Below are 18,919 nucleotides of genomic sequence, written 5' to 3' on the forward strand. Positions count from 1 at the left end.
TAATCTAATCAAGTCCGACGAGAAGTGGATCGACCCCTAAAAGGTAGGCGGTGGGTTTTGAGGAAGATTGCAAATTTAACGCTGATCCCTCAAAACTCATTGCGCTCCAGCGATCGCTCATCGTCGCCTATGTTAAATTGAGCATAATCTTTTAGTCACTCCTCACGGTTCTAGCGGTATGACGATTACGAAAAAAGCAATTGTCCTTAGTGCAACAGCCGCAGCAGTCACGGCAGTAATCGTTACAGGAGCAGGGCTGCAACTCTCCAAAAGCCAGGCGCTTTTTCGTGAAAGTCCTAAAGAAATTGTCGATGAAGTCTGGAACGTAATCGATCGCAGCTATGTCGATGGCACGTTTAACCAGGTTGATTGGAAAGCCCTGCGGATGCAGTATCTCAATCGCAACTACGCCAGCAAAGAAGAGGCGTATAAGGCAATCCGCGAAATGCTGAAGAAGCTCGGCGATCCCTACACGCGCTTCATGGACCCTGCCGAGTTCAAAAATATGCAGATTGATACCTCTGGTGAACTGACCGGGGTTGGGATTCAATTAGCAGCAGATGAAAAAACGAAAAAACTGACGGTCATTTCCCCTGTCGAAGGCAGTCCGGCCTCCTCTGCGGGCGTTTTGGCCAAAGATATTATCACCAGGATTGACGGCAAAAGTACCGAGGGTATGGATGTCAACAAAGCTGTAACCCTGATTCGAGGGCCCATCGGGACACAGGTAAAATTGAGCGTTTTAAGGGGCGATCGCGAACTCGAATTTCAACTCAAACGCGCCAAAATTGAGATTCATCCCGTCCGCTTTAGCGTACAAAAATCTCCTACAGGGGGAAACATTGGCTACATTCGCCTCGTCCAGTTTAGTGCCAACGCTGCGCCCGAAATGCGGGAGGCCATTCAAAACCTAGAAAAGCAGCAGGTTTCTGGCTACATTCTGGATCTGCGCTCCAATCCTGGCGGTCTGCTCTATGCCAGCGTCGATATCGCTCGAATGTGGCTTCAAGACGGGGACATCGTCTCCACGGTTGACCGTCAGGGTGAAAGCGATCGCGAAACCGCCAACCGTCGGGCGCTTACCGACAAACCTCTGGTTGTTTTAGTGGATGGTGGATCTGCCAGCGCAAGCGAAATCCTCTCAGGGGCGCTCCAAGACAACAAGCGAGCGACGATCGTCGGCACCAAAACCTTTGGAAAAGGACTAGTCCAATCCGTCAGAGGCTTAGGAGATGGGTCAGGAATGGCCGTTACGATCGCTAAATACCTGACTCCTAACGGACGCGATATCAACAAACACGGCATTGATCCCGATGTCGTCATCGAACTCACCGACGAACAGCGTCAGGCATTGGTGCGCGATCGCGACAAGATTGGCACCGCGGCTGATCCACAATTTGCCAAAGCGCTGCAAGTTCTCAACCAACAGGCGGCCGCCAAACCCCAAGCAGTCCAGGCAGAGTCAAAACCAAATTAATCAGGCTTGCATTTACCCGCCCGAATTAGACCGACCCGACGAGCGATCGCCGCTCCCGGTGACTCAAAGGGGCCCCACTGCTCTGTCTGAGTGACCTGAGCCGAAGATTCATTCCCAACCACCACTTCGCTGGCTGGCACAACTTCACAATGTCCATCTGTTTGCTTGATCACATACCAGGCTTCTATATTGCTCATGCTGTTTCTTGATCGCTCAATTAAGGACTAAACAATCAGTTATCTCTAGTTTAAAGTGTGCCACCTGCACGTTTGGACAATTAACACCATGCAAACATCCTTTATCTTATTTAATAGATGCGGCAGGGTGTGCTCAAAAAACTTTAATTTGCGACTTAAACCATTCGGGTTGGCAAAACCCGGTTGAAAGGTTTTCTTGTGATGAGAAGGTAGCGTGTGAGCAGCATTGCTTTCTACCAACCCCAGACACGCTTGATATAGCATCTGAGCTTTTGGGCAGTCTTAGTAACAGTTAGGGGTCTGTCATTTCAATGACTTAAAAAGCGTAAAAACTTTGTAAAACACTGACTCATTCATAAGCTAAAGAATTGTTCTAGTTGCGCGCTCACCCCCAGTAGAAAACTAGATGACCTACCGTTAGTTCGCTTTGACCAGACCCCGCAGCACCTTTAAGGGCCTTCTCATCACCACGCAGGAATATGACACCAGAAATACAGCGTCCGTCTATCACGCCTCCTCCAGTGCCTCGTGTTCCCCCGGCTCCTCCTCCACCCATGCGGGTTTCTTCGACTAACACGACGATCGAGATTAGTGAAGCCACCGCCGAAAAACCAGATGCAACCCTGCAAACTCTGGCCATGCCGCCCTCACCCACGACTTCTAATTCAACCAATATTGTGTCGTCTATTGTGTCGTCACCCGCAGGGCCACCTGGGTCGCAGGTTTCGGCTCCGCCCCCTCCCCCGCCTGTCACAGGTCACCGTCCCGCTGCCCCTCCGTCCGTTCCAGGAACTGCTCAGAGACTGCCAAATGGCTCTCCTAGACTCGATCAACTCATTCGGACAGCTTTTGATAAAGGGTTTTCAGACGTGCATCTGGGTGTGGGAGAAGTGCCGCGCTATCGCAACCGAGGAGAAATCGAATCAACGGAGTGGCCAGAGACCGATCGCGAAACCTTTTTTAGCTGGTTAAGAGAAATTCTTACAGAAGCAGAGATCGCCCAATTTCAGGAAACTCTGGACTTTGACGGAGCAACCCAGTATGAATTTGCGCGCGTTCGGATTAATATTTTTGACTCACTGCATGGGCCAGCGATGGTTTTGCGGCTGATTCCGCTCAAGATTTTGACGTTAGAGCAGTTAAATCTGCCGCCTGTCTTTAAAGACATTTGCCACTATCACAAGGGGTTAGTCCTCGTCACGGGGCCGACTGGTTCTGGGAAGTCAACGACGCTGGCAGCGATGATTGACTATATCAACAAAGAGATGCCCAAGCACATTATTACGATCGAAGACCCGATCGAATTTATTCACAAGAGCCAGAAAGCGCTGATCAAGCACCGAGAAGTGGGAATGCACACCTTAAAGTTTGATAGTGCTCTAAAAGCGGCTTTGCGGGAAGACCCTGATCTGATTCTTGTAGGTGAAATGCGCGACAAGGAAACGGTCAACACGGCGCTCAAAGCGGCTCAAACTGGACACTTGGTCATGGGGACGCTACACACAAATAGCGCAGTAAAAACGATCGAGCGGATTCTCAGCCTTTACAACCCCAGTGAGCAAGAGCCGATGCGGGTTTCGCTCGCAGAATCTCTAGTGGGAGTCATCGCCCAGGGGCTGTGTCGGACGACTGACGGCAAACGGGCTGCATTCCATGACATTTTGATTAACACAGACGCGATTAAAGACTACATTCGCAAGGGTGACATTGACGAGATCGAAGCCATCATTCCCAAATGTACGTTTGATGGAATGTGTACGATGAATCAGTCGCTCTACAAACTTTATGAAGCGGGACGAATCACTGAAGAAGTCGCCCTCGAAATGTCACCAAAACCAAATGAAATGGCCCAAATGCTGCGCGGTCGAGTGTAGAAGCTTAGAGGGTTTCATTCAAATTTCTTAGCGTCCTCAGGTGCGATCGATCCCGTAGATCGTCGTCTGGGGACTTTTTTGATCCGCTAGTACAATCCAGTACAATCTTCCATAAGGCAAACCCATGAAAAGGCACTGCTATGACCTCTTTTCTAAGCCAACTCAACTACGATCCAGATACGATCTACCCAGAATCTGACGGCAATCCGATGACTGAGAGCGATCCAACCCGCGATTATTTGGTCTACAGCGTTGAAGCGTTGAGTATTTATTTTCAGGAACGATCGGATGTCTATGTCTCAGGCAATTTGTTTGTTTATTACGAACGAGGTGTCCCGGATGCCGTGGTGTCGCCGGATGTCTTTGTGATTTTTGGCGTTGAGAAGAAGAAGCGACGCACTTATAAAGCTTGGGAAGAAGGAAACAAGCTCCCTTCATTTGTTCTGGAAGTGACTTCTAAGACGACTCGCGGCAACGACGAACAGGATAAGCCACAGAAGTATCAGCGCATGGGTGTATTGGAGTACTTTCAGTATGACCCGACGGGCGATTATCTAAAGCCGCCGCTCAAAGGTTCGCGCTTGATTGGAAATCGCTATGAGCCAATTCCAGTCACGACTTTGGCCGATGGCAGCGTTTCGATCTACAGCCAGACACTTGCGCTCGATCTGAGATTAACAAACGGTGAATTGCGCTATTACGTTCCTCACACAGAGACAAAGCTCTTAACTCACGCTGAGACAGAACAGGCGCGACAAAAAGCAGAACGATCGCGATATGAAGCGATTCCTCGTTTGAGGGAAATGGGGCTGACCGTGGAGCAAATTTCTGCTGCACTAAATTTGTCCGTTGAGCAAGTCAGACAACATCTCTAAGCAAATGCTCTGAAAAGACAATTTTGCACCTAACCAGTGAGCAGCTAGGGAGGCACTTTGCTACTTAATCATAAAACTCATCGTTTCTAGAACCAGATCTAGAAGTTTCTACAAGATGTTGCTTCCAAATCGGCTTATATTGCCGACAATATTGGTTGAAGTTTGGCAGCCTATAGCGAGGCTGAATGGGAATCCATTTTATTCGCAGCGCATCACCTAAAGAATTAGTAGAATGCCACACGTCCTTGAAATCGTCGTCTCTAGCATGAAGTCCCGTTGCGTATTCAAGAGTACTGAGAACAGCGGATTCAGTATTCTGCCAGTAAGCGGCAAGAGTCTCCTGTAAAATGCGACTGGTTAGGCACACGTAAATTTTTTCCAGTGCAGGTTTGTAGAGCATTAGATGCTCGGCAATGTAGTCTGCGAGTTCTTCGTCCAGATCTGCCTAGAAAAGATACTTTCGTTTGAAGATCTCAAGCTCAGTCTCAAGCTCAGAAAGAGGGCAGTCAAAATTTTTTACTGCTTGACTAATTTCAGAAATGCGACATGTAATTTCACCTGCCATACCAATCCCGCCATAGCAATACAGCTTATCTTATCAGCAGGCTAGATTCAGTTCAAGCGTTCTACCTGTATCACAGCAATTCTCATTTTGAAACACCTGTACTAAAAATTGGGTTTCCAGCTACAGATTGCTAACGAGACAATGCGGGTTTCAGACACCTAAATTCTTCAAAATAGCGAGTTCCCGTGAGAATTATTCTCATAATGAGAATTGCTGCCTGTATCAAGTTAATTGAAACGAGTTCAGCCGCGCTTGAAGGTTTTCAAATTTTGCGCATGGTCTCTCTTTTCGTCAGTTGCAAAGAGAAGTTAAATTGCAGTTGAAGTAATTGTAGCAGATAGTACAAGTGTAGTCATACTGCGATTTAACGATGAATTGTCACGGGAAAGCTGAAGGACAAAACAAGAAGGAGGGTTTGACTCCCTCCCTGTTGGGTCAATTGAATGATTAAAGTTTCTAAATCGAACCACCTGCGGCTTGAAGTCGGGCACGGGCACGTTTTAGCGCTTGAGTTGCCTGAATCTGTTCTTGCCTTGATGTACTAGACTGCATCTGGTTGAAGCGAGACTCCGCTTCGGTGTAGGCAGTCCGAGCTTCTTCGAGGTTGATGGTGTCTCCTCGTTCGGCACCGTTGACGAGAATAGTCACCTCGTTGGCTTCCACTTCGGCAAAGCCTCCCAAAAGGGCGATCGGCACCCATTTTTTGTCAGCCCGAACGCGCATCACACCCGTATCCAAAGCCGTCAACAAAGGTGCGTGACCGCTGAGAATCCCCAGTTGTCCAGTGGTGCTGGGAAGGATCACTTCGTCAGCCACCGAATCCCAAACCGTTTTGTCTGGAGCGACAACACGAACTGTTAAAGCCATAATTTTCTCCAAAAGATTAAAAGCAGCGTGACTCAAGCATTTCAAGGATCGAACCATCTGGCTCAATCCTCGAAAGAAATCTTACTTGCCTTCTGCCTTCATTTTTTCGGCTTTGGCGATCGCTTCGTCGATGTCCCCAACCAGATAGAATGCTTGCTCTGGGAGGGCATCCAGTTCACCTGCAAGGATTTTTTTGAAGCCTGCGATCGTTTTCTCTAAGCTCACATACTTACCAGGCGATCCGGTGAAGACTTCTGCCACAAAGAAAGGCTGAGACAAAAAGCGCTCAATCTTGCGGGCACGAGCCACGGTGATGCGATCGTCTTCCGACAACTCATCCAGACCCAGAATGGCGATAATATCCTGAAGCTCTTTGTAGCGCTGAAGGGTAGATTGCACAGCACGAGCGGTGTCGTAGTGGTCATCGCCGACGATCGCAGGTTGCAGCATGGTCGAAGTCGAATCCAACGGATCAACTGCTGGATAAATTCCTTTTGAGGCCAAACCACGAGAGAGAACGGTGGTACCATCCAGGTGAGCAAAGGTGGTGGCAGGCGCGGGGTCAGTCAAGTCATCCGCAGGCACGTAGACGGCTTGAATCGAGGTAATTGATCCTTCCGTCGTCGAGGTGATCCGCTCTTGCAGATCGCCTACATCGGTTCCTAGAGTCGGCTGATATCCTACCGCAGAAGGCATCCGTCCCAAGAGAGCAGACACTTCAGAGCCTGCTTGCACAAATCGGAAAATGTTGTCTACAAACAGCAAAACGTCTTGCTTGTTGACATCGCGGAAGTATTCGGCCATTGTCAGTCCTGACAAACCAACCCGCATTCTGGCTCCGGGCGGCTCATTCATCTGACCATACACAAGCGCGATCTTGGAGTCGTTAAGGTTATCCTTTTTGATCACGCCAGATTCCATCATTTCGTTGTAAAGGTCATTGCCTTCACGGGTGCGCTCACCCACGCCAGCAAATACCGATACGCCGCCGTGGTTAGTTGCAATGTTGTTGATCAATTCCATCATGATCACGGTCTTGCCCACACCTGCCCCACCAAACAGACCAATTTTGCCGCCCCGGCGATAGGGAGTCAGCAGGTCAATCACCTTAATGCCCGTCTCAAACACGGAGGGCTTAGTTTCTAGCTCGGTCAGTTTAGGAGCAGCGCGGTGAATCGGCAGAGTTTCTGTGTTGCCTACGGGCCCCTGATTATCAACAGGCTCACCCAAGACGTTAAAAATGCGTCCCAGGGTTGATGGCCCAACAGGTACACTGATTGGCGCTCCAGTATCTACGACTTCCATGCCGCGAACTAAACCGTCTGTAGAACTCATGGCAACGGCGCGAACCTGGTTGTCACCGAGAAGTTGTTGAACTTCACAGGTAACGGAAACTTCTTGCCCAGCTTCATTAGTGCCTTTGATGGTGAGCGCGTTGTAGATCCGAGGCATCTTGCCGTTGGAGAACTTTGCGTCTAGAACGGGCCCAATAATTTGTGTGATGTAACCGATGTTCGTTTTTTCTGCGGTGGTGACCATGCTTACGCCCTACTCCGTGGTTCAGCTATTCAAACAGTTTAATAATTTGCGCGTTACCGCCATTTTTCAGCTTATCACTGAGGGGTTACAGATGATTAAGCGGTTTTTGGGAAGCATCGCGCGACTTGCAAACCAGTCACCTCAAATCAAAAGCTCCCCTTAGCGTGACACAGAGGAGCTTTTATGAGGAGTTCTACAGGTTTGACGAGTGCAGTTTGACCAAGGCGGGTTTGACTAATGCGCGTCCTGCAATTCGTAGAAGTCTTGAGAAACGTAGTCCTTACGCAGCGGGAAGCCCTGCCAATCTTCAGGCATCAGAATGCGCTTGAGACTGGGGTGACCTTCGTAGATGATGCCAAACATATCGTAGGACTCGCGCTCTTGCCAGTCAGCCGCTTTCCAGATCCAGTAAACTGAGGGGACTTTGGGGTTGTTACGAGGCAAAAAGACCTTGAGGCGGACTTCATCGGGGCGATCGGCGTTATCGCTCAATTTCGCTAGATGATAGAAGCTAACCAACTCCTGGCCAGGGCCGGCATCATACGCGCCCTGACACTGCATATAGTTAAACCCGTAGGCATACAAAGCCGTCGCAAACGGAATCAACAATTCCGCATCGACTTTGATGACCTCAACACCGCTGGCATCCAAACCCATTGATTCATGCTCAAAGCCGTTTGAGGTTAGCCATTTAGACGTTTTGCCTGCTTCAACAATAGGAGCAGCTTCAGTCGTTTTGGTTTCTTCTTCAGCCACGATCGACCCCCTCTTTCTCGGTTGCTTTGAGAGCAGGAGCCACAGGCAGGCCCATTGCTTCCATCAGATCTGGAGGGGGTGCCTGACGGGTAGCTTCTGCTAGATATTTGCCGTCGTGAACGGGTTCCACAATCTCCATGTTGTGAGTGGTGCTGTAGTAGCGATGAACCTGCCGCAGATTGCCGCGTTCTTGCATCGACTCGTTGGAGATTTTTTTGCGAAGCTTGATAATGGCATCAATAATCGCTTCGGGGCGAGGCGGGCAACCCGGTAGATAGACATCCACAGGGATTAATTTGTCAACCCCACGCACCGCGGTCGGAGAATCAACGCTAAACATGCCGCCCGTAATCGTACAGGCACCCATCGCAATCACGTATTTCGGTTCGGGCATCTGTTCGTAGAGTCGAACGAGAGCAGGAGCCATTTTCATGGTGATCGTGCCAGCCGTGATGATCAAATCAGCCTGACGAGGCGCAGAGCGGGGCACCAGACCGAAGCGATCGAAGTCAAATCGTGACCCAATCAAAGCGGCAAACTCAATAAAGCAGCAGGCAGTTCCAAATAACAAAGGCCAGAGGCTCGACAGTCTTGCCCAGTTGTAGAGGTCATCCACGCTGGTTAAGATTACATTCTCAGAAAGCTCTTGAGTGATTTTGGGACGCTCGATCGGGTTGATCAATGCCCCAGTGGTTGTAAGTTCAGAATTCATGACCATTCCAACGCTCCTTTGCGCCAAGCGTAGACCAGACCGACAATCAAAATACCGATAAAAATCAAGGCTTCAATAAACGCCAACAGTCCCAGCCGACTGAATGCCACTGCCCAGGGGTAAAGAAACACCGTTTCTACATCGAAGATCACGAAGACCAGGGCAAACATATAGTAGCGAATGTTGAACTGAATCCAGGCTCCTCCGATCGGTTCCATCCCTGATTCATAGGTAGTGCGACGCTCAGGGCCGCGACGACTGGGGCGAACCAGCTTAGAAGCCGTTAAAGCCAAAATGGGCACTAGTGAGCAAACTAGTAGGAAACCCAGGAGATATTCGTAGCCGCTCAGGACAAACACAGTGATTAGCCGCCTCTTACGAAAAAGTAAGTCAGAACATTTGTGTTACTTCTGCTTCACATTATAGAGTGACACGGTTGACCTCGCCGCCCGAAAAGCTTGACGATTCGAGAAATTTGCCCGGAAATATTCTGAACTCCTTCATAGAGAGATTTCTATATCTAAAGGAGATCCCTGAGGGTAAAAAATGTATTTCTTAAGGGCCTGGTCATAATGTCATAATAATTAACGGAGATTTTAAGATTGGCAGTCTAGTCCTCTACCCCTCCCTCAGCCATGAGTACCGAAGAAGAAATTGTCAGTCCAGGCGCGATCGCCGAGGAACCCAGATCCCTCGATCGTCATGAGTGCGCCGCTTGCGGATATGTGTATGAACCCGTGAAAGGGGACGATCGCCGCAAAATCGCGGCCGGAACCTATTTTGAGGATTTGCCCAAAGATTGGCGCTGTCCAGTTTGTGGCGCACCCACTTCACGCTTTCAAAACATCGGCCCCGTGGGTAGCGCCTCTGGGTTCAAAGAAAATTTGAAGTATGGATTAGGGGTCAACACGCTCACGCCGGGACAAAAAAACCTCCTGATTTTTGGAGGGCTGATTGTGGGGTTCATCTTCTTTCTGAGCCTTTACGGGCTGCAATAGTAGAAGCGAAACCTCCGTCGAACGTAAAAAGAAATTTGTATCAGAGATTGAAAGCGATGCACTGGATTGTGAGAGCCTGGAAACAATTTGTCATATTGTTAGCCGTAGTTTTGCTGACAACTGGCTGTAAGTCTGTCTTTTTGCCCGTCCTCAGCAGTAACCCGTGGGAGCAGATTGCGCTGCCCGTCGAGGAAAACCTGTTGGACATCAGCTTTACCGATGATCTCAATCATGGCTGGCTGGTTGGCACAAAATCGGCGCTGTTGGAGACGCTAGATGGCGGCAAGTCCTGGAGACAGAGAGTTTTAGACCTGGGCGAGCAGCTCTATCGCTTTAGCTCTGTTAACTTTTCTGGTAAAGAAGGCTGGATTACTGGACAGCCCTCCATTTTGCTTCACACCACGGACGGCGGGAAATCCTGGGCGCAGATTCCTTTAAGTGAGCAGTTGCCAGGTTCACCTAGCACGATCGTTGCCCTCGCCCCCAAAACCGCAGAAATGACCACCGATCTGGGAGCCATCTATCGCACTACGGACGGCGGCAAAAACTGGAAAGCAATGGTCAACGAAGCCTTTGGGGTGGCGAAATCCATCGATCGCTACGCGGACGGTTCCTATGTAGCGGTCTCTTCGAGAGGTAACTTTTTCTCAGTGTGGAAGCCCGGAGACGATATCTGGCATCCCTACAACCGCAACAGTTCTCGCCGTCTTCAGAGCATGGGCTTTACCAAAGATGGTCGCCTGTGGATGTTGGCGCGGGGGGGTCAAGTTCAGTTCAGCAATTCTCCCGAAAATCCAGAAGACTGGCAAGAAGCGCAAAATCCTGAGTTTGCCACCAGTTGGGGGCTGTTGGATCTGGCCTATCGCACTCAAGACGAGCTTTGGGTAGTAGGCGGCAGTGGCAACCTTTTATGTAGCTTTGACAATGGCAAGACCTGGCAAAAAGACACCGACGTTGAGAACATTCCTGCCAACTTTTATAAAATTACCTTCCTCAGCGAGGATAAGGGATTCATTATTGGTCAGCGGGGGACTTTGTTGAGGTATCAAGGAGCCGCAAAAACTGCCTGAAATGGCTAAAGAATTTGTCGTTTTTGAGGTCGTTTTTAGCTTTGAAATTGAGCGCGGGATCAAGAACGGTAAATTGGTGAGAGGACTGACTTGTGAGGACTTTCATAGTCCCGTATGATGAGAGTAACAAGCTTTTGATTGTTGTCTGCGGAGGAATCTAAATGGCTGGTACTACTGGAGAGCGCCCCTTTGGCGACATTGTGACAAGTATTCGTTACTGGGTGATTCACAGCATCACCATTCCTGCTTTGTTTATTGCAGGCTGGCTGTTTGTGAGTACGGGTCTCGCTTATGACGTGTTTGGGACGCCTCGCCCCAACGAGTATTTTCCGGCGGCGCGGCAAGAAGCTCCGATCGTCAACAATCGCTTTGAAGCGAAGCAGCAAGTTGACAAATTTGTGAAAGGTGAACAGTAAGCATCTCAATAACAATTCAGAAAAATATGACTAGCAACACTCCAAATCAACCCGTTTCTTATCCGATTTTTACGGTTAGATGGTTGGCAGTTCACACATTAGCCGTTCCAAGTGTTTTCTTCTTGGGCGCGATCGCTTCCATGCAGTTTATTCAACGATAGGAGAAACCAGTGGCTATCAAAGGCGCACCAAACCCCAACAAACAGCCCGTCGAACTTAATAGAACTTCGCTCTTTTTGGGCTTGTTGATGATTTTCACGCTGGGCATTCTTTTCTCTAGTTACTTTTTCAACTAGAAATCTTTGGGCAGTTTCTTCTGTCTAAATTCGGCTACAAACACTTGTATTGTTGGGAGGTAAGACTGTGAGCGGTGGTGGAAGAATCCCTCTGTGGATTGTCGCAACTGTGGCAGGAACAGGGGTTATCGGGCTACTTGGATTGTTTTTCTATGGAGCTTACGCAGGGTTAGGCTCTTCAATGTGAGCTTGTGTCTTCTAGTGTAATCACTCAACTAAAGACTCCAAATCAAGAAAGCCGTCTATCTAATCAGATAAGACGGCTTTTAAAGTAACGTTTTAATCAGGTTAGATGCCTGTGGGATCTTCGCGCTCAATGTACAAGAACAGCAAGCCCATGACAACAACGGGCAAGAGCCAGGTCACGATCGGGATGAGAATCCAGGGCAGATATGAGGCTGCGTATGAACCTGTCATAAGAATGTTTCCTATTGGTTGCTAGATGATTCTATTTGTGAATTTACCTGTGAAGGGTGACACACAGTGACGATTCTTAAAATTCTTAACAGTGGAGTGGGGACGTTGAAATGGCTTCCCAGAGAAGTTTAGTGATCCGATCGCTGGATTCTTCCGCTGTAGAACGTTCCGACTGAGCGGATGCAAGTAACCTTTGTAACATCACCAAGATCTTCCAACAGTCCGCTCCAGTCGGGTTGTTATGCCACCCACGTCTGACTTTCTCAAAGCTCTGCAAACAGCCTCTTCAATTGGTATGGAAGACGTTTCTTTGTCTATATGTTTAATTGGAGACGTTTCCTTGTCTGCACCCTCAAAGGCTCCAACCGGGTAAAGCGGTGGCTGCGTCATGAATCGAGGTTGAGAGCCACAATTGATCTGGGCGGCATGAACCAAAAATGGATGGCAGAGGTAAACCGTCCCCGCTGCTCCAGTCGCAATCACTTCAGGGCAGTTTGCCGTGGCACTCACATCAAAATCCGTTAACCCTTCTTCCCTAGCAGGTGCAAGGATTCGTGCCACCTCCAGATGCGAACCTGAACGAATCCGAGTCGGTGCGTCTTGCTCACCCACATCCGAAAACAAGAACAACATCAACAAGGCACGATCGCGGGAATGGATATTGATGCGCCATGTTAAATAATCATTCGGGTCTGAGTCTTCGCCTGGGAAGCTTGAGTCAATGTGCCAACCTGTGTCGCCGGGGTCTTCATTGATTGGAAAGCGCACAATGCAATATCCTGAACTAAACCTTGGTTGCCATCGCCCCTTACCCACAAGCTGATCGAAGGCAGTACGCAATTTCCGCGTGTTCGCTGCTTGTACAAACGGTGGTTCACTGTGATCCGGAGTCCGAATTACAGGCTTCTCCCAGGTTGAGCAGTCATCGGGGTCGCACCCAGTGTCAGCCCAAAAAATCTTGCGGCATCGATCTGCAAGCTCACGAGGAAATGCTTGCTCGACCCGAACATATCCGTTGGTAGTGAACTGTTCAATTTGTTCGTTTGTCAACATTTGGGCTGATGACTCCATAGACGATCGCGCAAGAACCTGTAAACTCTGCCGATCATACTACACGATACTACAAAACTGCAATTGCTTGGACTCCGAATACTCACAAATAACTTTTAGGCTACTGTCCCCACTCAAGATTTAGCCGCATAACCAGTCATTCTGATCGCTAACCCAAAGCACAAGATGAAAAAAGTGAACGTGTGTCTAGCTTCACCACTCCAGACGAAAGAGTAGAACGATCGCCGCCGCAATCATTGCCGTCCCAGTCACCCAACAGACATATCGATAGGCACCTGCGATCGTTCCCTGAGCCACCTGATCGGGATGTTGAAGTTTTTGGCTGGCGTAACGGGACTCAGCAACAATCGGAGACAAGATCACCACCGTTCCCAAACTGATAATTAGCGCTAGAAGTGCGATCCCTGGAGTCATGTTAGTCAAACTCTTTAGTCAAACTCTGGTGACCACAGATCCGTAACTTCCACTTCCCAGCCGGGGAGAAGGTCGGAAATTGTGAGGCGATCGCCATCTTTCAGCGTCACGGGTTCTTCTCCAGAGCGACGAATCTCAACCCAACGCTTTTCTGGATTAATCAAAATCCCCACTCGTGTCCCCAAGCTCAGAAAGTCATCAATTTTCTGTCGCAACTTTCCCACACTATCTGTCGGTGACTTAACCTCGACCATTAAATCAGGAGCAAGTTCAGCAAAACTGCGGGGACTGCGGCGCAACCGTTCTGCAAAAACAAAAGAAACGTCAGGAGCGCGAGTATCGGAATTTGGCAAAATAAAGCCCGCACTAGAACCTGTCACCCGACCTAAACGGCGATCGTCCACCCAGTTAAATAACTTTGCCGACATGCGGGTTGCCACCTCTTCTGATTCGTAGCCCGATGGACTCATAATGATAATCTCTCCATCGACTAATTCCATACGGTAGTCGGGGTAGTCAGTTTGCAGCTTCTCCAAATCCTTAATAGTCAGTGACATAAGGCCTCCAACAGATTTGATTAAATTTAGCGTAGCGTCTGTATCGTCCGGTCACACCTCAAAATCATCCAGGGAGAGATCGGGTAAATTGGGCGGCATGACAGAGCGATCGACCACAACTTTATGACTTTCTCGCTGGGTTGAGACTTCGACAGCGATCGCTTCGAGTTGGATTTCTAAACTACCAAAGGGCACCGTCAACTGAGTGCTGGCTTCGAGATCGCCTAAGCCATTGGGATTGAAATCGACCAGCCAGCGAGGGCCATCTAACAAAGCGCGAGTTTGGCGATCGTTAATCCAAAATTTCACATAAAACTTAGGCAACAGATTGGGCAATTTGGCTCTGACCAAAATCGGTTGTCCTGCAATCAATTCCTCAGCGGTGACTTCCAAAGTTGGCGTGGGCACAGGTTCGTCGTCGGCTAAAAGTAGCGGATTAGCAACAGGTTTGGCCTTTTGTCTGAGGGAAAAGACAGATTCTCCGGGTTCGTCATCTACCACTACTTCGTGAGACAAATCAGGATCGACGGGCGGTTCTTCTGCCGATTCAAAAATTTCTGCTGATTCTGCGACCGACTCAGTTTCAGTCAAAGCGCTCTCCTCAGACACCACAAACGGATTAGCGGCCGCCTTCAACTCCTCTGACAGGTCGGCATCGCTGGCTAAAGAATTGAGCCGACTAAAAAACCGATCCTGCAAATTTAAAGCCTGGAAAGCCGACTGAATGGGCGAGCTTAAAGAAACATCTGCTAAGTCAGGCGCTGGAGGCAAGGCAGGCTGGTCAGGCAGGGAAGGCTCCTCTGAGTCGATCGCCAATTCAAGCTGGTTAAGATCTGCCTCAAATGGATTGTCAGAGATAGCTTCAGGACTAGCTTCTGGCTCAGTAATCGGAGGCGAAAAAGACGGGAGATCTAAACTTTTTTTGCCCTCTTGAGACGCAGGTGAATAAATCTGAGGGGGTAGCGGTTGAGCGGCGATCGGTCTAAAGTCAGACGGCAGCGCTTTGGACGGGTCAACCAGATCCAAAAAAGACAGGTTTAGCTGAGAAGTTTGGGGGGCGGGCTGACTGGGATTGGCAGACGCTTCTAGGGCTTGTTCTAGCGACTCCTCATCGGGGGCCATTCCCTCAGAAACCGACTCCAGCAGATCGCTCGCATCCGCCATCAGCGTAAAAGACTGAGTAACCAACACAGACGGCGCTTGAGACGGTTGACTCAGGTCATAGAGAGTAAGTTCGCCCAGCAGCAAGCGTGCTCTAAAGTCAACTGGCAATGCCAACTCAAACGCTAACGGCATGGGAAGCGGCTGGTTGAGAATGAGTTCGCAAGTCTCTAGCAACACATCTGAACTTTGGGGATCGCGCAGTGCGGCCTTTAACTCTGCGGAAGAGAGCATTAACCCAAAAGAAGTCTCTACAGACGCAATCTGACCCGTCAAAGTGAGTGTCTGTCCGCGATGCGCGACAAAGGTTTCTTGAGCCAGCGTGATTTGTAGCGGGGGCAAGGCTTGAGCCACCAACTGGGCAGATTCGGCCGTCTGTGACAGTTGTTCGGCAATTTGCAGCAGGCGATCGACGGATGAATTGCTGACGGGCGGTGGTTCAGGTGGAGATTCTTCAGGCGAGTCCGTTTCAGCCGTTTCAACAGCCGCCTCTTCAGATAGACTTTCCCAGTCAGGCTCCCAATCATCAGCATCCTCCTCGGCTGCTCTGGGCACCACATGAAGCTGAATCGAGGCTTGCCACCCGTTGCCCATCAGATCAGACATGAGATCGCCAGAACAGTTGAGTTCCCAGATTCCAGGCTTGAGCGAAGTAAAGGGGATCACGACCACCAGCCCATCTTGATTGGTGCGGTGCGATCGCTTTTGAGTTCGACGTTTGGGCGGAATTTCGTCAGTTGCCTGATGGGTAATTCTCACCTCGACATTAGAATTTTTACGATGCGATCGCGCCACAATCCGATATCGCCCTTCTAGAATTTCTACATCAGACGAATCAAGCGGCAACCAGGAACGATCGCCCTCTTTTTGCAATAGAAATTCCCAATAATCCGTCTCAGGCATAAGTCAGGTTTTGCGGCTTGAAGGTTAACCTGTTTGCTTTGAGCATTTTACCTGAGTCTCTGGGCAAACCTTAAAAAGGGCCCGAATGTTATCAGCAATCAGGCCCTCACGTCGATAAACAGTTCGAGAGAATTTAGTTAAATCCGCCTCGGAAAATACCATCGACGATCGCGAAGTTGTTGAGCAAGAAATAAGCCACAAACGCGCTACTCATCGCACCGACAAAGAAACCTCCTGTAAACTGTCCCCAGCCTTCAGAAGTTTTGAGCGGATCATCAGAGGGCGTTTCGTCTTGAAAGGACACCAGACCATAAGCAGAGAGGCAAATGGTGGCGATCGCAATCAAAGCCGCCCCAGAAATCAAGCCCCCCAGAGCCGCCACATCCGAGTCCCGCAGCGGCCCAAGTTTGACCCAGGGGCCAATCAAGAAGTAGCCGTGAGCCAGACCAACTTCTAGACCGCGCAGCAAGGGAGAAACGCCCTTACGGTAAGCAGGCAGGTTGCCGATAAAGTTGCGAGTAAACGCAGAGTCGTTGATCGGAGTTGAGAGGTTTCCTACGAAGGGGTCGCCGTTGTAGGGTTTAATCAATTCGTCAGCCATAATGTTTAGATTTCCGAATGATTCTGAATAACGACAGCAGAATTCGAGACTCATTTTAAGCAAGCAGGGGGACGGATTCGTGAAAACCGCTACCTGGCTTTAGAAAAGTTCACTTATCTGTCATCTCTCAGGTGGGAGATTTGGCTTCTCAGCTTCTCTGTCATTTGGGAGAGGTCTGATTGGGCGATCGCCGTCTGTTCCCCTGTTTTCAGCCATTTCAACTGCACCGTTTTGCTTTCTGCTTCGGCATCTCCGAGAATCAAGCAGGCAGCGGCCCCACTGCGATCGGCCCGTTTGAACTGTTTACCAAAGGCACTGCCGCTCAGATCCAATTCGGTGATGAAGCCCGATCGTCGCAGGTTTTGCGCCACAACTAAGGCTTGAGATTCCGCCTGTTCTCCTTTAGAAACGATGTAGAAGTCAACCTTAGAAGACTGCGCCGTTTCAAGTCGCTGCAAGAGGATCACCAGACGCTCTAAACCCATTGCCCAACCGATTCCTGGCGTGTTAGGGCCGCCCAACTCTGCGACCAGTCCGTCGTAGCGTCCCCCTGCGCAAACCGTCGCCTGCGATCCCAGGTCATCGGACTGGATCTCAAAAACCGTGTGGGTGTAGTAGTCCAAGCCCCGCACCAAGCGATCGTTGACCCGACAAGAAATTCCCAAATCCTTGAGAAGCTGCTGAAGGCGATCGAATCGTTGCTGAGACTCCGCACCCAAATAATTCAAAATACTGGGGGCATTGTCGAGAATTCTCTGAGTTCCAGCATCCTTACTGTCGAGAATTCTTAACGGATTGCGCGTCAGACGATCTTGAGAATCCGCATCCAGTTCAGCCTTATAGGGAGTCAGATAATTGATCAGCGCCTCTCGATATTGTTGGCGATCGTCTCCATCCCCAATCGAATTCAACTCAATCCGCAGATCCTTCAATCCCAAACTTTGCAGAATGTCGGTTGCCAGCGCGATCGCTTCCGCATCCGCTCGAAAGTCAGCGCTCCCCAACACCTCCACCCCCAATTGGTGAAACTGTCGCTGTCTTCCCGCTTGTGGCCGCTCATATCGAAACATCGGCCCCAGATACCAGAGACGCTGCACGCCACCTTGAGCCTGTAGACCATGTTCGATAAACGATCGCACCACACCAGCCGTTCCTTCTGGCCGGAGCGTTAAGGGTCGATCGCCCCGATCCTTAAAGCTGTACATCTCCTTGCCGACGACATCCGTCGCTTCCCCGATGCCGCGCTCAAATAAGGCCGTCTGCTCAAAAATCGGGGTTCTAATTTCTTGATAAGCCGCCCGACTCAACAGGTCACGAGCGATCGCCTCAATGCGCTGCCACTGACCCACCTCATTGGGCAAAATATCCCGCGTCCCGCGAATTGCTTGAATTGAACTCATTGAACCTAAACACTTAAACGTTAGTCTGCCTGAACTTCTTTTTCCCAGGCACCATAGCGATCGCCATAGTAAGCCAAAATCCGATCCACCTGCGATAGACCCTTAACACTGGCTTCTGAAACCTCAACCCACAGACTCTCGACCTGACTTTGCTGATAGTCAAACTGAGACGACGATTGAGCGGTCAGCCCCGCCTTGACACCCTCCACCTGCGACAAGTGCGCCGCAACCTCCCGATACACCGCCAAAGGCAGCCCCGCACACCTCACCAAATACCGCAAACCCCTACACTCCCCATCCAAACGCTTCATCCCTCATCCCTCATCCCTCATCCCTCATCCCTTCCCATTCGGGTTATACGGCGGCAGGGTACAGCAATTGACCTCATCAATACAAACCTTGCCCCACTGCAATGCCCAACGGACGAGCGCAACCCGATTATCAGTCTCCGTTTTGGTCAAAATATTACTGATATGGTTGTCAACCGTTCGTTTACTGATTTCTAGCTTTGCGGCAATGTCCTGATTGGTCAGGCCAATGGCTACTAGCTCAATGACCTGCAACTCCCGCTCCGACAGAGGAGCCTGGGCTTGCGCTTGAGATTCGCCCTCAGCCATATCGTTTTCCTACGCTGTGTATATCTACTTATTGTGACTCAATTTTAGAGGGATTCTGGTCAACCGTAAAAGCCTTAGGACTAACATGAAGAAGAATCGCAGCCTTTTTAGGTGAAATGTGAGTCGATTGAACATA

At 49.7% G+C, this 18,919-nt stretch carries 25 protein-coding genes; 9 read left to right on the forward strand and 16 right to left on the reverse strand.

Features of this window, described 5'->3' with window-relative positions:
• The first annotated feature begins 178 nt into the window (after positions 1–178).
• Complete coding sequence (ctpC, locus tag ACJ2PR_RS21330; RefSeq protein WP_446878465.1) at positions 179–1,477, forward strand: carboxyl-terminal processing protease CtpC; 1,299 nt, start codon at positions 179–181, stop codon at positions 1,475–1,477.
• Here ctpC and ACJ2PR_RS21335 read toward each other — a convergent pair.
• Positions 1,474–1,674: a hypothetical protein gene (locus tag ACJ2PR_RS21335; protein ID WP_446860198.1), complete on the reverse strand. Its 201-nt coding sequence runs from the start codon at positions 1,672–1,674 to the stop codon at positions 1,474–1,476. The two genes, ctpC and ACJ2PR_RS21335, sit on opposite strands and share 4 nt — an antisense overlap.
• 479 nt (positions 1,675–2,153) lie before the next feature.
• Here ACJ2PR_RS21335 and ACJ2PR_RS21340 point away from each other — a divergent pair, with 479 nt between their 5' ends.
• Positions 2,154–3,548: a type IV pilus twitching motility protein PilT gene (locus tag ACJ2PR_RS21340; protein ID WP_446878466.1), complete on the forward strand. Its 1,395-nt coding sequence runs from the start codon at positions 2,154–2,156 to the stop codon at positions 3,546–3,548.
• A 140-nt stretch (positions 3,549–3,688) separates the two neighbouring features.
• Positions 3,689–4,423: a Uma2 family endonuclease gene (locus ACJ2PR_RS21345; RefSeq protein WP_446878467.1), complete on the forward strand. Its 735-nt coding sequence runs from the start codon at positions 3,689–3,691 to the stop codon at positions 4,421–4,423.
• A gap of 64 nt (positions 4,424–4,487) precedes the next feature.
• Here ACJ2PR_RS21345 and ACJ2PR_RS21350 read toward each other — a convergent pair whose 3' ends face one another.
• The 6 genes from ACJ2PR_RS21350 to ndhC form a co-directional block, all read right to left on the reverse strand.
• Positions 4,488–4,823, reverse strand: coding sequence for a hypothetical protein (locus ACJ2PR_RS21350; RefSeq protein WP_446878468.1), 336 nt, complete (start codon positions 4,821–4,823; stop codon positions 4,488–4,490).
• A 621-nt stretch (positions 4,824–5,444) separates the two neighbouring features.
• Entirely contained in the window at positions 5,445–5,855 is a 411-nt protein-coding gene (gene atpC / locus ACJ2PR_RS21355) for an ATP synthase F1 subunit epsilon (RefSeq protein ID WP_446860202.1), read from the reverse strand.
• A gap of 81 nt (positions 5,856–5,936) precedes the next feature.
• Positions 5,937–7,394, reverse strand: coding sequence for a F0F1 ATP synthase subunit beta (gene atpD, locus ACJ2PR_RS21360; protein ID WP_446860203.1), 1,458 nt, complete (start codon positions 7,392–7,394; stop codon positions 5,937–5,939).
• A 234-nt stretch (positions 7,395–7,628) separates the two neighbouring features.
• The gene (locus ACJ2PR_RS21365; RefSeq protein WP_446860204.1) at positions 7,629–8,150 is read right to left on the reverse strand and encodes an NAD(P)H-quinone oxidoreductase subunit J; all 522 of its coding nucleotides are present in this window, start codon (positions 8,148–8,150) and stop codon (positions 7,629–7,631) included.
• The gene (locus tag ACJ2PR_RS21370) at positions 8,143–8,868 is read right to left on the reverse strand and encodes an NADH dehydrogenase subunit K (RefSeq protein ID WP_446878469.1); all 726 of its coding nucleotides are present in this window, start codon (positions 8,866–8,868) and stop codon (positions 8,143–8,145) included. Before ACJ2PR_RS21370 ends, ACJ2PR_RS21365 begins: the two co-directional genes overlap by 8 nt.
• Entirely contained in the window at positions 8,859–9,221 is a 363-nt protein-coding gene (gene ndhC, locus ACJ2PR_RS21375) for a photosynthetic/respiratory NAD(P)H-quinone oxidoreductase subunit C (RefSeq protein ID WP_446860206.1), read from the reverse strand. Before ndhC ends, ACJ2PR_RS21370 begins: the two co-directional genes overlap by 10 nt.
• Positions 9,222–9,497: 276 nt before the next feature.
• Between ndhC and ACJ2PR_RS21380 the strand changes: the two genes are divergently transcribed.
• The 6 genes from ACJ2PR_RS21380 to ACJ2PR_RS21405 all read left to right on the forward strand — a co-directional run bounded on the left by ACJ2PR_RS21380 (position 9,498) and on the right by ACJ2PR_RS21405 (position 11,829).
• The gene (locus ACJ2PR_RS21380) at positions 9,498–9,860 is read left to right on the forward strand and encodes a rubredoxin (protein ID WP_446878470.1); all 363 of its coding nucleotides are present in this window, start codon (positions 9,498–9,500) and stop codon (positions 9,858–9,860) included.
• A gap of 56 nt (positions 9,861–9,916) precedes the next feature.
• On the forward strand, positions 9,917–10,930 hold the full coding sequence (locus ACJ2PR_RS21385) for a photosynthesis system II assembly factor Ycf48 (RefSeq protein WP_446878471.1): 1,014 nt from the start codon (positions 9,917–9,919) through the stop codon (positions 10,928–10,930).
• Positions 10,931–11,091: 161 nt separating this feature from the next.
• A complete protein-coding gene (psbE, locus tag ACJ2PR_RS21390; protein ID WP_446860209.1) occupies positions 11,092–11,346 on the forward strand; it encodes a cytochrome b559 subunit alpha in 255 nt (84 codons plus the stop codon).
• Between the two features lie 26 nt (positions 11,347–11,372).
• Complete coding sequence (gene psbF, locus ACJ2PR_RS21395) at positions 11,373–11,507, forward strand: cytochrome b559 subunit beta (protein ID WP_446860210.1); 135 nt, start codon at positions 11,373–11,375, stop codon at positions 11,505–11,507.
• 9 nt (positions 11,508–11,516) lie between these two features.
• Positions 11,517–11,642, forward strand: a complete 126-nt coding sequence (locus ACJ2PR_RS21400; protein WP_446860211.1) for a photosystem II reaction center protein L — start codon at positions 11,517–11,519, stop codon at positions 11,640–11,642.
• 67 nt (positions 11,643–11,709) lie between these two features.
• Positions 11,710–11,829 (forward strand): photosystem II reaction center protein J, encoded by a 120-nt coding sequence (locus ACJ2PR_RS21405; RefSeq protein WP_446878472.1) that lies wholly within the window; start codon positions 11,710–11,712, stop codon positions 11,827–11,829.
• Positions 11,830–11,930: 101 nt separating this feature from the next.
• Here ACJ2PR_RS21405 and ACJ2PR_RS21410 read toward each other — a convergent pair whose 3' ends face one another.
• The 9 genes from ACJ2PR_RS21410 to pedR form a co-directional block, all read right to left on the reverse strand.
• A complete protein-coding gene (locus ACJ2PR_RS21410; protein WP_446860213.1) occupies positions 11,931–12,059 on the reverse strand; it encodes a photosystem I reaction center subunit VIII in 129 nt (42 codons plus the stop codon).
• A 201-nt stretch (positions 12,060–12,260) separates the two neighbouring features.
• Entirely contained in the window at positions 12,261–13,112 is an 852-nt protein-coding gene (locus ACJ2PR_RS21415; RefSeq protein WP_446878473.1) for a phytanoyl-CoA dioxygenase family protein, read from the reverse strand.
• 210 nt (positions 13,113–13,322) lie between these two features.
• Positions 13,323–13,544: a hypothetical protein gene (locus tag ACJ2PR_RS21420; protein ID WP_446860215.1), complete on the reverse strand. Its 222-nt coding sequence runs from the start codon at positions 13,542–13,544 to the stop codon at positions 13,323–13,325.
• Between the two features lie 14 nt (positions 13,545–13,558).
• Positions 13,559–14,101, reverse strand: coding sequence for a Uma2 family endonuclease (locus ACJ2PR_RS21425; RefSeq protein WP_446868727.1), 543 nt, complete (start codon positions 14,099–14,101; stop codon positions 13,559–13,561).
• 51 nt (positions 14,102–14,152) lie between these two features.
• Positions 14,153–16,165 carry a hypothetical protein gene (locus tag ACJ2PR_RS21430; RefSeq protein WP_446878474.1) on the reverse strand — a complete coding sequence of 671 codons (2,013 nt, stop codon included), beginning with the start codon at positions 16,163–16,165 and terminating at the stop codon, positions 14,153–14,155.
• Positions 16,166–16,298: 133 nt separating this feature from the next.
• Positions 16,299–16,766, reverse strand: coding sequence for a photosystem I reaction center protein subunit XI (locus ACJ2PR_RS21435; RefSeq protein WP_446860218.1), 468 nt, complete (start codon positions 16,764–16,766; stop codon positions 16,299–16,301).
• A 113-nt stretch (positions 16,767–16,879) separates the two neighbouring features.
• The gene (gene hisS / locus ACJ2PR_RS21440; RefSeq protein ID WP_446878475.1) at positions 16,880–18,166 is read right to left on the reverse strand and encodes a histidine--tRNA ligase; all 1,287 of its coding nucleotides are present in this window, start codon (positions 18,164–18,166) and stop codon (positions 16,880–16,882) included.
• Positions 18,167–18,186: 20 nt separating this feature from the next.
• Positions 18,187–18,477, reverse strand: a complete 291-nt coding sequence (locus tag ACJ2PR_RS21445) for a hypothetical protein (protein WP_446868723.1) — start codon at positions 18,475–18,477, stop codon at positions 18,187–18,189.
• A gap of 24 nt (positions 18,478–18,501) precedes the next feature.
• Positions 18,502–18,783: a photosynthetic electron transport-dependent transcriptional regulator PedR gene (gene pedR, locus ACJ2PR_RS21450; protein ID WP_446878476.1), complete on the reverse strand. Its 282-nt coding sequence runs from the start codon at positions 18,781–18,783 to the stop codon at positions 18,502–18,504.
• Between the last annotated feature and the right edge of the window lie 136 nt (positions 18,784–18,919).

The organism is Phormidesmis sp. 146-33, assembly GCF_052939515.1.